General features: G+C 63.3%; 11 protein-coding genes. 6 read left to right on the forward strand and 5 right to left on the reverse strand.

Annotation, left to right across the window (positions count from 1 at the left end):
• The first annotated feature begins 105 nt into the window (after positions 1-105).
• Positions 106-1,473 carry a tRNA (N6-isopentenyl adenosine(37)-C2)-methylthiotransferase MiaB gene (gene miaB / locus M2103_RS05010; protein WP_277509140.1) on the forward strand — a complete coding sequence of 456 codons (1,368 nt, stop codon included), beginning with the start codon at positions 106-108 and terminating at the stop codon, positions 1,471-1,473.
• A gap of 7 nt (positions 1,474-1,480) precedes the next feature.
• Here miaB and M2103_RS05015 read toward each other — a convergent pair whose 3' ends face one another.
• Complete coding sequence (locus M2103_RS05015) at positions 1,481-2,791, reverse strand: FAD-dependent oxidoreductase (RefSeq protein WP_277509141.1); 1,311 nt, start codon at positions 2,789-2,791, stop codon at positions 1,481-1,483.
• 206 nt (positions 2,792-2,997) lie between these two features.
• Between M2103_RS05015 and M2103_RS05020 the strand changes: the two genes are divergently transcribed.
• Positions 2,998-4,368, forward strand: a complete 1,371-nt coding sequence (locus M2103_RS05020) for an oligogalacturonate lyase family protein (RefSeq protein WP_277509143.1) — start codon at positions 2,998-3,000, stop codon at positions 4,366-4,368.
• Positions 4,369-4,461: 93 nt separating this feature from the next.
• On the opposite strand, the gene M2103_RS05025 is transcribed toward M2103_RS05020, so the two are convergent.
• Positions 4,462-5,235: a class I SAM-dependent methyltransferase gene (locus tag M2103_RS05025; RefSeq protein ID WP_277509145.1), complete on the reverse strand. Its 774-nt coding sequence runs from the start codon at positions 5,233-5,235 to the stop codon at positions 4,462-4,464.
• A gap of 139 nt (positions 5,236-5,374) precedes the next feature.
• Between M2103_RS05025 and M2103_RS05030 the strand changes: the two genes are divergently transcribed.
• On the forward strand, positions 5,375-6,352 hold the full coding sequence (locus M2103_RS05030) for an NADPH:quinone reductase (protein WP_277509146.1): 978 nt from the start codon (positions 5,375-5,377) through the stop codon (positions 6,350-6,352).
• 5 nt (positions 6,353-6,357) lie between these two features.
• On the opposite strand, the gene M2103_RS05035 is transcribed toward M2103_RS05030, so the two are convergent.
• The 3 genes from M2103_RS05035 to M2103_RS05045 form a co-directional block, all read right to left on the reverse strand.
• Positions 6,358-7,002 carry a LysE family translocator gene (locus tag M2103_RS05035; RefSeq protein ID WP_277509147.1) on the reverse strand — a complete coding sequence of 215 codons (645 nt, stop codon included), beginning with the start codon at positions 7,000-7,002 and terminating at the stop codon, positions 6,358-6,360.
• 148 nt (positions 7,003-7,150) lie between these two features.
• On the reverse strand, positions 7,151-8,530 hold the full coding sequence (locus tag M2103_RS05040; protein WP_277509148.1) for a sugar transferase: 1,380 nt from the start codon (positions 8,528-8,530) through the stop codon (positions 7,151-7,153).
• Positions 8,531-8,644: 114 nt separating this feature from the next.
• Positions 8,645-9,778: a glycosyltransferase family 4 protein gene (locus M2103_RS05045; protein ID WP_277509150.1), complete on the reverse strand. Its 1,134-nt coding sequence runs from the start codon at positions 9,776-9,778 to the stop codon at positions 8,645-8,647.
• A gap of 115 nt (positions 9,779-9,893) precedes the next feature.
• Between M2103_RS05045 and M2103_RS05050 the strand changes: the two genes are divergently transcribed.
• From M2103_RS05050 to M2103_RS05060, 3 genes are read left to right on the forward strand one after another with little or no spacing between them, the layout of a single operon-like run.
• Positions 9,894-10,556, forward strand: a complete 663-nt coding sequence (locus tag M2103_RS05050; protein WP_277509151.1) for an RNA polymerase sigma factor — start codon at positions 9,894-9,896, stop codon at positions 10,554-10,556.
• A gap of 12 nt (positions 10,557-10,568) precedes the next feature.
• Positions 10,569-11,513, forward strand: coding sequence for a zf-HC2 domain-containing protein (locus M2103_RS05055; protein ID WP_277509152.1), 945 nt, complete (start codon positions 10,569-10,571; stop codon positions 11,511-11,513).
• Between the two features lie 26 nt (positions 11,514-11,539).
• Positions 11,540-12,805: a DUF4097 family beta strand repeat-containing protein gene (locus tag M2103_RS05060; protein WP_277509153.1), complete on the forward strand. Its 1,266-nt coding sequence runs from the start codon at positions 11,540-11,542 to the stop codon at positions 12,803-12,805.
• The last annotated feature ends 73 nt before the right edge of the window (positions 12,806-12,878 follow it).

Below are 12,878 nucleotides of genomic sequence, written 5' to 3' on the forward strand. Positions count from 1 at the left end.
ATGGCGGGGCGAACGCGCAAATAAACGCGCTTTCCCGTTTGACGAACGCGGCCCCTTGCGTCTGTTCATTCACCCTCAATTCGCGCATAACAGCGCGCAAAAAAGATGAACCGGGTTTACATCAAGACATACGGATGCCAGATGAACGAGCGCGACAGCGAGGCGGTCGCGGCGATGTTGCGCGCCCGGGGCTACCGCATCGTGCGGAGCGAGGACGAGTGCGACATCATGCTGCTAAACACGTGCAGCGTGCGCGACGCCGCCGAGCAGAAAGCCATCGGCAAGGCGTCCTACATGCGGGGCCGCAAGCGCCGCACCCCCGACTTCGTCCTCGGCATCCTCGGCTGCATGGCGCAGAACCGCGGCGCCGCGCTGCTCGACAAACTGCCCGACGTCGACCTGGTCATCGGCACGCAAAAATTTCACCAGGTGCCCGGTTATCTCGACAACATCCGCGCCGCGCGCGAGGCGGGCCTGCCCGTCGGCGAAACCATCGTGGACATTGCCGAGGAGGCCGGCTCCCAGAACACGATCAAGGATCACCGCGTGTTCGACCCGGATGATGCCGGCGAAAAACAAGTGAGCGCGTTCGTCTCGATCCAGCAGGGCTGCAACATGGATTGCGCGTTTTGCATCGTGCCAAAAACGCGCGGCGACGAACGCTCGCGCCCGATGGAAGACATCGTGGAGGAATGCCGGCGGCTTGCGGAGCGCGGCGTGCGCGAGATCACCCTGCTCGGCCAGATTGTGACGAGCTACGGGCGCCGCGATTACACGCACACCGGCGGCATTTCGCCCTTCGTGCAACTGCTCGAGCGCGTGCACGCCGTCGACGGCATCGAGCGCATCCGCTTCACCTCGCCGCATCCGCGCGGGTTCAAGCAGGACCTGGTCGACGCCTTCGCGCCGGGCCGCATGCCGAAACTTTGCGAGCAAGTGCACCTGCCCATGCAATCGGGCAGCGAGCGCATCCTCAAGGCGATGAACCGGCCTTACTCACCCGCGCGCTACAAGGAAATCGTCGATTCACTGCGCGCGGCGAACCCCGATATTTATTTTTCGACCGACGTGATCGTCGGCTTCCCCGGCGAAACGGACGAGGATTTCGAGCAAACGCGCGAGCTCTTCGAGGCATGCAATTATGACATGGCCTATGTATTCAAATATTCGATACGCACGGGCACGCCCGCCGCCGCGCTCGCCGGCCAGGTTCCCGACGAGGTGAAGGAGCATCGCAACCAAATCCTGCTCGACATCCTGCACCGCAATTCCCTCCGCCGAAACGAGTCGCTTGTCGGCACCGTGCAGGAGGTGCTCGTCGAGGGGCGCGACAAGACCGGTCTCCACTTCACCGGCCGCACGCGCGGCAACCGCGTCGCGATATTCGACACGCAGCCGCACCGCGTCGGGCAGCTCGTGCCGCTCCGCATCGAGCGCGCCACGGTGAGCTCGCTCTACGGCCACCTCGCCTGAGCGCGACTCAGGGAACAATCGCGCCGTGCTGTTCGAGCAACGCGCGAACCTCCCCGAAGGGAACGTCGAGCGGCTGGCATTTTTTCCTCGCGGCCAGCGCCGCGATTGCGCCGGCGGCCTGCCCCATCGCCATGCACGGGGCCTGGACGCGGAAGCCGGAGTTGGCCAGCCGGTCACTGCCGACCGAGCGACCCGCGACGAGAATGTTTTTCCCGCCCTTCGGTATCAACGCGCGCCGCGGAATCGTCGGCACGGTTCCCTCTCCTAGCTGCTCGGGACGCACGCCGGTTTTTGTGTGCAGGTCAACCGGGTAAAACGCATTGCACACCGCGTCGGGGAATTTTCGCCCGGAGCGGTAGTCATCGACGGTCACGTTGTATTCCGCGTCGATTCTCCAGCTTTCGCGGATGGACACCTCCGGCATCAAATGCGTGAGCTTTGCCTTCTCCGGCGTCTTTTCCCTGATCGCGCGCAGGCGTTTCAAAACGGAACTCCGCGCCCGCTGGTTGTCGCGCGTTCGCGTGAGCGCCGACGAGGAGTCCGCGCCATGAACATAAATCGCGCGGGTTTTGTCGCGCCCAGGAATGAAGCCGCTCCCCGCCTTGTATAAAATCGAGCCCGGCTGGGTTTCATTTTCACGGAGCCGCGCCAACCCGGCCATGCCCGCAATGTCGGCGCCGCCGGTGGCGTCGACGAGCTGGCGCGCGCGAATCGTGCGGCAGACTCCCGGCCCGGCGGTGGCGACAACCCAGCCGTCCGGCTCCGCGCGTATGCCCGCGGGAAACTCGTAATAACAAAGCTCCGCGCCCGCGCCCAGCACCGCCTCCTCCGCGAGAAGCGCGTATAAATGTTGATTGATCCTGATCTGGTGCTGCCAGTGTTTGCGACCCTCGTAGGGCACCGTGAAATCCGGAATGGGATCGCCGTCAAACTCGGCCGCCTTTTTGACAAGCTCCCAGCCAAACCCTCCGATGATCTGCCTGCCCCATGCGTGAAAGATGCCCGGCCAGGCCACGCCGCCGAGCGTCATGGTTCCGCCAAGCATGGACGAGCGTTCGACAAGCAAGGTCTTCGCCCCGGCGCGCGCCGCCTGAATGGCCGCGACATGCCCCGCCGTGCCGCCGCCGACAACCAGGACATCGACCTCGTTTTCCAGAAACTGCGTGCTGGCCGATTGTCGCTCAAGCGCCCCGGGCAACGCGTTTTTTCCGGACGCGCTTTTCGCGCCAAACGCAATGCTCGCCCACGCAACCGCGCCGGCGCCAAGGCCGGTTTGCAAAAAAGTTCGCCTCGAAAGATTATTAACAGGGTCAGTCATGGTGATGATGGGGGTTGTTCGTTTCTTTGTCGCATCCGGGACAATAGACGGCGACCGGCCGCTGTCCATCCATCATCTGAAATTTTGCGAGACGCGCCTCAATGCAAGAGCGCGTCCGTCCAGTTGACAGTCCACCAAAACATTCGGCGACAATGCGCACCAATTGCGCAGTCTTTGCCTCATCCGCACCTTTCCCAAAACCAAAAATGAAAACACGCACCCTTCTCATCGCCGCGCTCTGCGCATTTATCGTTCCCGTCGCGCTCGGCGCGTCCAACGCCGGCAAGCGTTATCCGTCGGAAATGCGCACCATGACCGACCGCGTCACCGGAGCCACGCTCACCGTGCTCACCGCGTCCAGCTTCAGCGACGCCAAGCCCTATCAGACGCACGACACCTGGACGGCCGACGGCAACTGGATCATCTTCCGCTCCACGCGCGACGGCGCCAAAAACGGCCAGATTTTTGTCGTGAGCGAAATCACCGGCGACATCATCCAGCTCACTGACGATCCCGCCACCAACACCGGCTCGATCAATCTTTCGCGCAAGGAAATGAAGCTCTTCTACTCGCGCGGCGGTCCGCGCCGCCTGCCGCCCGGCTCGGTGACCACGCTGGAAGCCCCGAGGCCTCTCCAAGTCATCGAGCTCAACATCGGCGACCTCATCGCCGACAGCATGGCCGGCGAACTGAAAGCTCCCGAAACCTACGAGCGCATTGTCGTCACGCTTCCCGGCGATGTGCGCGACGGCGGTCTCGCGCTCGACGCCGACGAGACGCGCCTCTACTGGGGCGTCAACTACGCGAAACCCGACCTGCAGGCGCGCCAGCGCCAGGCTGCCGCCGCGCGCGACTCCAAGGGCGCCCGCCAGATCGACAAAAGCAACACCGACCCGAAAGTTGACCGCGAAGCCAACCGCAAGCGCTTCGCCGAGGCGGGCAAGGGCGACTGCGGCATCAAGATGATCGACATCGCCACCGGCAAAATCACCGACGTCATCAAAGTCCCCTTCCGCCTCGGCCACCTGCAGGCCAACCCGTGGACGCCCGGCGAAATCATCTATTGTCACGAAACCACCGGTGACGCCGTGCAGCGCATCTGGGCCTGCAACGCCGACGGCTCCAACAATCGCCCCATCTACGTCGAAACCGACGACGAGTGGATCACGCACGAGACCGTGGCCGGCCCCGACGAACTCATATTCAACATCATGGGCCACCTCCCCTACCTTCGCGAACACCCGACCGGCATCGCCGTGATCAATCTCCGAACAAAAGAGATGAAACTGCTCGGCCAGGTCGAGGAGGACATGGGCAACGGCCAGCTCGGCGGCTTCTGGCACAGCAACGGCTCCCCCGACGGCAAATGGGCGGTCGGCGACACCTTCAAAGGCAGCGTTTACGCGATCAACCGCGCCACCGGCAAACGCACGATGCTCACCACCGGCCACAAAATGCGCCCCGACCACACGCACCCGATCGTGAGCAAGGACAGCAAGCGCGTGCTCATCCAGTCCGGCATGCTCACCAACGGCAAGGCCCTCAACCTGATGGTCGTCGCGCTGCCGGAAGAATAAGGGCGTTTGCGAACGAGCTTTACCCTTTGGGCGACGCCAATGGCGGGGCGGACGGCGGATTGTCGCGCGCGCCCGCATGAAAAATCTTCGCGGCTATGTCTTTTTCCCAATATAAAACACATAACCGTAATACGCTTTATACTTATTATATAGTTGGGTCTCGTGGCGCTGGTTTGATATAAATTCCCCGGCTGCTTTGTTGCCGGCGTGCTTTTTCAGGAACGCCTCCTGCGCGGCGACTTGCGGGGCGTAAAAGTGCTCCGTCCAGCAATTCTCCGGAAGGATAAATGTGGCGACGGGGACGTATCCGGCTTTTTGCATCTGGGCAACCTTGGCGGGAATCGTGTTTATCCCGGGATAGGCGTCGCGCCAAAACGCCTGAATCTCGTCAGGCCGCTCATCAGTGAACCACGAGACTTCCGTGACGGCGATGCAGCCGCCGGGCTTCAAAAAACGCCCCCACTCACTCAACCCGCGCTCAAAGCCGATGTTGTAAATCGCCCCTTCCGACCAGATCAGATCGAGCTCCGCGTCTTGAAACGGAAGGCTGTCCATCGAACCCGTGATGCCCTTCACCCGATCCTGAAGATTCAGCCTGGCGGCGTTGGCATTGAACCGGTCGACAAATGCGGGAAACAGATCGACGCCTGTGATGCGCCCCGGCGCGTTTTGCGCGAGCACCATCGTTTGCCCGCCCGTGCCGCAACCAATGTCCGCGATGCGGGATTTTTCGGTGAGGCCGTCTATAAAACTCAACGCCTTGATCGTCACCTCGGGGCTGCCGGGCCCCTGCCGCTCCACGCTGGAAAAGTATTCACAGATCAAGTTGAAATCGAATTCGTGGATGGATTTGTTTTCGTCGCTCATGGTTTCTGTTGGTTTTGGCGTGGATAAATAAGCATGGCCGCCCCGCCGTCACGCATCTTCCGCGATTTGGGCAGGGCGTGGCGTCATCCTTTGCTGGCAAATCGCATTAAAACAGACTGTGGTTTGGCCTCTCCAAATCATGCCAAAAAGAATTCAATTCAACTCATACGGCGGGCCGGAGGTTTTGCATTATTGCGATTGCAAACCGCCCGCGCTCGGGCCGCGCGATGTGCTCGTGCGCAATCACGCCATCGGCCTCAACTACATTGATACTTATTACCGCGGTGGATTGTATCCGGTGCCCGCGCTGCCATCCGGCCTCGGCACGGAGGGCGCGGGCGTGATCGAGGCGGTCGGCGCGGAGGTTTCGCGCTTCAAGGCCGGCGATCGCGTCGCCTACGCGTCGGGTCCGCTCGGCGCCTACGCGGAATATCACGCGTTGCCGGAAGGCGCGACCGTGCGCATCCCCGACACGGTCAGTTTCGAGCAGGCGGCGGCGGTGATGCTCAAGGGGCTCACTGTGCAATACCTGTTGCGCCAGACGTATCCGTTGCGCGGCGGCGAGACGATTCTGTTTCACGCGGCCGCGGGCGGTGTGGGATTGATCGCGTGCCAGTGGGCAAAGGCGCTCGGCGTGAAACTCATCGGCACGGCGGGCAACGCCGGGAAGGCCGCGCTCGCCAGGGCGCACGGCGCGTGGGAGGCCGTTGACATGAGTCGCGAGGATTTTGTCGCGCGCGTGCACGAACTGACCGGCGGCGAAAAATGCCCCGTCGTCTATGATTCGGTGGGCCGGGACACTTGGGAGCGCTCGCTCGATTGCGTGACGCCTCGCGGCCTGATGGTCAGCTTTGGCAACTCGTCGGGGCCGGTGACCGGCGTGGACTTGGGCGTCCTCTCGCGCAAGGGATCGCTCTATGTGACACGCCCCACGCTCGCCCATTACGCAAACACGCCGGAGCGGCTCGCGGAGATGAGCGCGGAGTTGTTTGCGTTGATTGGCGCCGGGCTTCTGCGCGTCGAAATCAACCAGCGCTTTCCGCTGGCCGAGGCCGCCGCCGCGCACACCGCGCTCCAGTCACGCCGCACAACCGGCTCGACCGTGCTCGTGCCGTGAGGAAATCACGCGAGTAGTCCGCGCAAGCTTTCCCACACGACAAACAAGGCGAACGCGATCAGGATCACGCCAAACACGCGCGGCAGCCAGCGTTGCGTGCGCGTGAGCTGCCGCGCCACCGGCGGAAACAGCAACGCCCAAGTGATCAGCGACCACATGACGAGCCCGTGAATCACGACCACCACCGGCATGAAAACCCGCCAGCTCATGGGCGAACCCGCCACCACGAATTGCGAAAACAAACTCGTGAAGAACACGAACACTTTCACGTTGGTGACGTTGCACAGGAACCCCTCCATGAAGCCGGCGGTCGCCTGCTTGCGCTCGTATTTGTCAGCGTCCAGTCCTTCCGATGCTTGCGCCGGCTGGTTCACGGCGGGGCGCGCCAGCAGCGTCTTCAAGCCGATCCACATCAGCACCGCGGCGCCCGCGAGCTGCACGATTCGCAACACGACCGGCGGGGCCATCGCCAGGCCGAGCGACAGGACAATCACCTGAACGCACAATCCCGCCGCGATTCCCCAGCCGGTGGCGAACGCGCGCAGTCGCGAACCGCTCATGCTGTTTTTAACGATGAGAAAAAAATCCGGCCCCGGGGAAATCAGCCCCACGGTCAATATGCCCAAAAGTGTCAATAGTTGCGGATACATAAAAAGCCTTCAAAGTCGCGCACGTTAAAAAAACGCGCCGCAAATCTGCAATGGCAATTCGAGCCGCGGCGATCCCCCACCAATTGCTCCGTGTATCCCGACGTCCCCCGTGGTTTAAAAATTAGAAAACCTTCGTTCGGGACGCTCCCTACCTCCCGCCCCTGCCGGAAATAACAACCGGAATCGTCGCGAGCACGATGCGCGCGTCGAGCCACGGCGACCAGTGGTCGATGTAGGCCAGGTCGAGCCGCACCCACTCCGCGAAGTCGTCGATGTCGTTGCGCCCGCTGGTTTGCCAGAGGCACGTCAGGCCGGGGCGCATGCTTTGCCGCCGCCTGTGCGCATCGTCGTCAAAACGCCGCACTTCATACAACGGCAGCGGACGCGGCCCCACCAGGCTCATCTCGCCGCGCAGCACATTCCAAAGCTGCGGCAGTTCGTCGATCGCGTGCCTGCGAAAAAAACGCCCCGCCGGTGTGACACGGGGGTCGTCCCCCATCTTGAAAACCGGCCCGCGCATTTCGTTTTTATCCGCGAGCGCGTCCTGCTCGTTTTCCGCCCCGGCGCGCATCGTGCGAAACTTCACCATTTCAAACGGACGCCCGTTGAGGCCCGCGCGCGTCTGCCTGAACAACACCGGCCCGCGCGATGTGAGTTTGATCGTGAGCGCGGCAAGAGCGAACACCGGCGATAACAACACGAGGGCGGCCGCGGAAAACAAAACATCCGTCGCGCGCTTGAGCGCGAGCGCGGACGGACCGGCCTTGTGCGCGCGAAAGTGGACAACCATTTCGCCCCCGAGCGAATCGAGGTGCGCGGCGGAATCGAGCGAGGCGCTCAACGGCGCGAGCCCCGTGCAAATAATGACCGCCACGCCCTCGCGCGTGCAGCAGTCAACATACGGCGCAAGTTGCGCGGTGCCGGCGCTGTCAAAAATCGCGGTGTTGACCGCGTGCTTGTGGAGCAATTCCGCGAGGTGCGCCGGCGGCTCGCTCCGCGGGTCGAAATCGCCGACATCCGCGATATGCGACATCTCCTGGGCCGAAAGCGAGGCGCGCCGCCGCTTGTTCGCGTCCGGATCGCCGACCCAGAGCACGCGCTCGCGCCACTGTTCGCGCGCAAGCCGCGTCGACGCGAGGCGCGCGGCGAAAACCGAGCGCGCATACGCAAAGGCCCCTCCCGCCGCGCACCCGAGCAAAATCACCGAGCGCGCCACCTGCGCGCGCACGAGAAACAAAATGATGACAACCGCCAGCGCCGTGAACGCCGCCGCGCGCGCCGCCGCGAAACCCGAAGGCCGTTGCCCGGCATAAAAACGCTGCGCGCCCAAAAACACCGGGCCGAGCACGGCGACAAGGGGCAGCACCCACACCAGTTCGACAAACGGCTCCAGCGGGGAAAGCCCGAGCGCGTCCACGCGCGCCAATCCGTCGCGAAGCAAATACGCGCCCACCAGCGAAAGCGCAAAAAGCGCGCCGTCGCAAATCTGGTGGAACCGGGTGCGAGTCTGCCGGGATTGTTTGAGCATGACAGGAGCGACAATTATTCAGAAAGGTGCGAAGTGAAAGATGAATAGTGAAAACAAGGGAAAGCAAAGCGGAAGCGTTTTGACATCCGGCTTTCGGCCATTCCGCCCCGGCTTCTATTCCTCCGTTTTGCGCAGCGCGGACACCAGCGTCGCGAGATGCTTTGAGCGCGTGAAATGTTTTTCGTAATGCGCGCGCATGATTCCATTCACCGGACCCGCCGCGCGCGCGTCCCGAATTGCCGACGCGAGTTTTTCGGCCGACGCATGCGCGCCGACGACTTGCGCGTGCGGACACTCCGGCAGCATTCCGGGAATCGCGCGCCAGTGCGTTGTCACGACAGGCAGGTCGTGCGCCATCGCCTCGATTAACACCAGCGGCTGTGCCTCGTGCGCGTAGTGCGTCGGAAAAACAAACATATCGGCCCCATCGTAGAGCGCGTGCTTTTCCGCGTCATCCGCCGGCCCGGCGTAACGCACGCATTTGCGAAGGCCCGCGTTGTCGGTGGCAAGGCGTGCGTTGAACTCGCGCTCCTCCTCCTCGCTCGCAAACGCGCCCGCGACGACGAGCTCGAACGCGCCCGGCGTTTCGCGCTCCAAAACCGCCATTGCGTCAAGCGCGGCAAACACGCCTTTCTCGCGGCTGCACAAACCGAGAAACAGCAACCGGCAGATCACCCGCGCAGGCTCGGCGCCCTGTTTTTGGGAAGCGGAAACATCAATTCCATTCGGCACCACGCACACTCTTCGCGGCGCAAACTCCATCGCGTCGTCCGCCAGTTCCGGCGCGAGCACAATCGCGATATCCGCGCGCCCGAGCGCGAGTCGCGCCATCCAGCGTTCGGGCGCGCGCGCTTTTTTTTCCAGCCACGCGCCCAGTCCGACCGCATGCCAGTGCAGCACCAGCCTCGTGAAAAACGGCCTTAGCGAAAACATCACCATCAAGTCGCGCCAGACGGCGGGGCGCTTGCCCGGCGCGGGCACATAATAAAGCGTCATGCCACCCGCGCCGCGTCCGCGCCAGCGCGCGCGCAACGCCCGCCAGCAGGCGGCCCACAGTGCGAAAATCTTTCCGATGCGCACGCGCCCGACATCCGCGGCGTCACGCGACAACGCCGGATTGACGTGAACAACCTCGATCTCCGTCCCGCGCGCGCGCGCCGCGCCGCCCAATCCATCGACAAGCGTCCGCACCATGACACTTTGCCCGTGCACGGGCGGCGGGGTTTGTGCGAAGACGAGCAGTTTCATCGACTTTGTGTGTTCCGATAAAAGCATTATTTCGCGCGCGCGCCAGACGCAACCACCCCTGTAAAAAAGATTTTCTGTAACCTTTTTTTGCGAGTTCGGTTTCCCTTTGCGCGAAATGACTGTCACTGTTTCCACAAACATTTTTCTTCCGACGCCTCTGAACACAGAAATTCCAGCACCAGCCCGCGCCGGCTCCGACAACGCCGCCGCAAACACCGCGCCCGGGGACCATGCGCTCATGCTCGCCGTGCGCGACGGCGACATCGACCGGCTCGGCGAGCTCTTTGAGCGCCATCATCGCCGCCTCTACGCGTTTTGCGCACAACTCACGCGCCAGCCCGCCGCCGCGGAGGACATTGTGCAAAACGTCTTTCACCGCATCCTCAAATACCGTCACACCTATCGCGACAACGGCAACTTCACCGCGTGGATGTATCACCTCGCGCGCAACTGCGCCGCCGACTTTTTCCAGAAACAATCCACCGCGCCCGTGCCCGTCGATCCCGGCGATCTGCACGCGCACGCCTCGTCCGAGTCGCCGCCCGACGCGCGCGCCGCTCAAACCGACGATCTCGCGCTCCTGCGCGCCGCGCTCGACCGGCTCCCTGTCGAGCACCGTGAAATCATCGTCCTTTCCCGCCTCCAAAACCTCGGGCATCGCGAAGCCGCGCGCATCCTCGACTGCTCCGTCGGCGCCGCCAAGGTCCGCGCGCACCGCGCATTAAAAGCCCTGCGCGAAACCTACCTCGCGCTCCGCCAAAACCCGCAACCACTTTAACAACACACCGCCATGAATTGCCAACGCATCCAAGACGAATGCCTCATCGAGGCCCTGCACGACGGCTCGCTCCCGTCCGCGACAGCCGATGCCGTGCGCGCCCACCTCGCCGCCTGCCCGGCCTGCCGCGCCCAACTCGCCGAGCTCGAAACCATCACCGCGCAGCTCGACCGGCTCCCGGCTCCCGCCGCGCCCTCGCAGCGCATGCGCGCCGGTTTCGACGCCATGCTCGCCGCCGAAAAAGCGCTCCAGAAAAACAACAGTCTTAACAATCCGCGCCGCGTTTCGCGCCTCGACACCTTTTTCGCGCGCCTTTTCCCGCGACGCCCCGTGTATCAATTCGGCGCGTCGCTCGCGCTTCTTGCGCTCGGTCTTTTCGTCGGCGCGCGTTTCCTCACACCGGCTTCAACGCCGGGCGCCGGCCCGGAAACGCCCGCGCCCAATTCCACCGCCATGGAGCTGGCCGAGCTTCGCGAGCAAGTGAACAACATGGGCCGCCTCGTCACCTATTCGTTGCTCCAGCAGAAATCCACGAGCGAACGCCTGCAATCCGTGCTCGCCACGCTCCAGCTCAAATCGCCCGACCGCCAGCTTCTCACCGACCTTGTTGGCACGCTTGCGTTCGACCCGTCCGTCAACGTCCGGCTTTCCGCGGTCGAGGCGCTCGCGCCGCACACCGGCGAGGACCTCGTGCGCGCCGGCCTCATCGCCGCGCTCCCGCGCGAAACCGCGCCGCTCGTGCAAGTCGCCATGATCGAACTCCTCGCCTCCGCCCGCGACACCGAGGCCGCGCCCGTTTTTGCCCGGCTCATGCTGGACGACCGCGCCGACCCCTCCGTCCGCGAAACCGCGCGCCGCGCCCTCGCCGTGCTCGACTCGCCGCGCGCGCCGGCGCTTGAACCGGCCCACGCCCACAATCTTTCGCACACATCCACCGACACAAAAACAACCACTTGAAACCCGCAGCCCCGCTGCAATTTGCCATGAAATCCAAAACCGCATTCCTCCGCGCGCCGCTTCTCGCCGCCGCCATCGCCTGTTCCGCCGCCCTGCTTCCCGCGCAGGACGCCTACCGCGAGCTCGGAGCCACGCCGCCGCCCGCCGCTGAAGCCAGCCCGGCTAAAAAAGCCAGTTACAGCAGCCAGCCCGGCAAAAACACCACCACCGCGCGCATTTCCTTCTCCGACCGGAGCAAGCCCGGCACGTTAAAAATCAACATGACCGTCGCTGAAATCGACATCGAGGGCACAAGCGGAAACGAAATCATCGTCACCTCCTCGCTCGACCAGAAAGGCGCGCCCAAAACCGACGACGACGGCTTCCGCCGCCTCGACCGGGAACAGGCTTTTGAACTCATCGAAAAGGACAATGTCGCCACGCTTCGCATCGCGGGGGGCAGCCCGAGGTTTGCCGCCGGGGCCGAGTTCAAAATCAAGGTTCCGCGCAACACCAACCTCTCCATCAAAACGCAATCCGTTGAGGGTGTCGAAATCGACGACATCGACGGCGACATCGAGGTAAGCAGCACCAGCGGCGAAATCAGCCTCGAAAATATTAGCGGCTCAGTTGTCGCCAACACGATGAGCGGAAAAATCGACGCCGAGTTCAAGCGCGCCCCGCAAAAACCCGTTTCGCTCACTTCAATGAGCGGCGCCATCGAGCTTTCCCTGCCGCCAAAAACCGCGGCCAACCTCCGCATGCGCACCCTGAGTGGCGCCATCCGAACCAACTTTCCAGAAAGCGCGCTCAAGACGACCACCGAAATGCGCGCCGACGCCAAGGCACGGAAGGTCAGCATGCAAGTCACGCACGACGGCGACAGCGGCGTGACGGTTGTCACGAGCAATTCCGGTGACAGCTACGCTTTCTCGACGACAACCGGCGAGGTGCAAATCCCCCCGCCACCGGCCCCGCCCGCCGCGCCGAGTGATGGCGAGCTCGTCGAAACCATTATCGAAACGCGCAAGGCGCAGGCATTTGATTACGCCGACAAAGGGCTCGCCGCCGCCCAAAAAGGCATCGCCGCCGCAATTCAGGCAATCGATGGAATCAAGGGCCTCAGCGACGAGGAAAAAGAACTCATCAAGCGCAAGATCCAAGCCGGTGGAAACGCCATGCCGCGCACGGTTCGCGTAACCGGCATGCCCTCGGTCGGCGGCAAGACGATCACCGGCGCGCTCAACGGCGGCGGCATCGACATCCAGCTCACCACCATGAGCGGCCCGATCACGCTCAAGCAGGAAAAGTAATTTTTCCAAGGCACCAAAGGTGCGCGAGACGAGATCCCGCAACGTGAAACCTGTCAGAACTGAGCGCGTTGCG

This window comes from Ereboglobus sp. PH5-5, assembly GCF_029504805.1.
Lineage (GTDB): Bacteria > Verrucomicrobiota > Verrucomicrobiia > Opitutales > Opitutaceae > Ereboglobus.

What these genes read in the sequence shown, in the direction of transcription:
- M2103_RS05060 (WP_277509153.1), top strand. Translation starts at nt 11,540, where the DNA reads ATGAAATCCAAAACCGCATTCCTCCGCGCGCCGCTTCTCGCCGCCGCC.
- M2103_RS05045 (WP_277509150.1), bottom strand. Translation starts at nt 9,778, where the DNA reads ATGAAACTGCTCGTCTTCGCACAAACCCCGCCGCCCGTGCACGGGCAA.
- M2103_RS05035 (WP_277509147.1), bottom strand. Translation starts at nt 7,002, where the DNA reads ATGTATCCGCAACTATTGACACTTTTGGGCATATTGACCGTGGGGCTG.
- M2103_RS05030 (WP_277509146.1), top strand. Translation starts at nt 5,375, where the DNA reads ATGCCAAAAAGAATTCAATTCAACTCATACGGCGGGCCGGAGGTTTTG.
- M2103_RS05025 (WP_277509145.1), bottom strand. Translation starts at nt 5,235, where the DNA reads ATGAGCGACGAAAACAAATCCATCCACGAATTCGATTTCAACTTGATC.
- miaB (WP_277509140.1), top strand. Translation starts at nt 106, where the DNA reads ATGAACCGGGTTTACATCAAGACATACGGATGCCAGATGAACGAGCGC.
- M2103_RS05055 (WP_277509152.1), top strand. Translation starts at nt 10,569, where the DNA reads ATGAATTGCCAACGCATCCAAGACGAATGCCTCATCGAGGCCCTGCAC.
- M2103_RS05015 (WP_277509141.1), bottom strand. Translation starts at nt 2,791, where the DNA reads ATGACTGACCCTGTTAATAATCTTTCGAGGCGAACTTTTTTGCAAACC.
- M2103_RS05020 (WP_277509143.1), top strand. Translation starts at nt 2,998, where the DNA reads ATGAAAACACGCACCCTTCTCATCGCCGCGCTCTGCGCATTTATCGTT.
- M2103_RS05050 (WP_277509151.1), top strand. Translation starts at nt 9,894, where the DNA reads ATGACTGTCACTGTTTCCACAAACATTTTTCTTCCGACGCCTCTGAAC.
- M2103_RS05040 (WP_277509148.1), bottom strand. Translation starts at nt 8,530, where the DNA reads ATGCTCAAACAATCCCGGCAGACTCGCACCCGGTTCCACCAGATTTGC.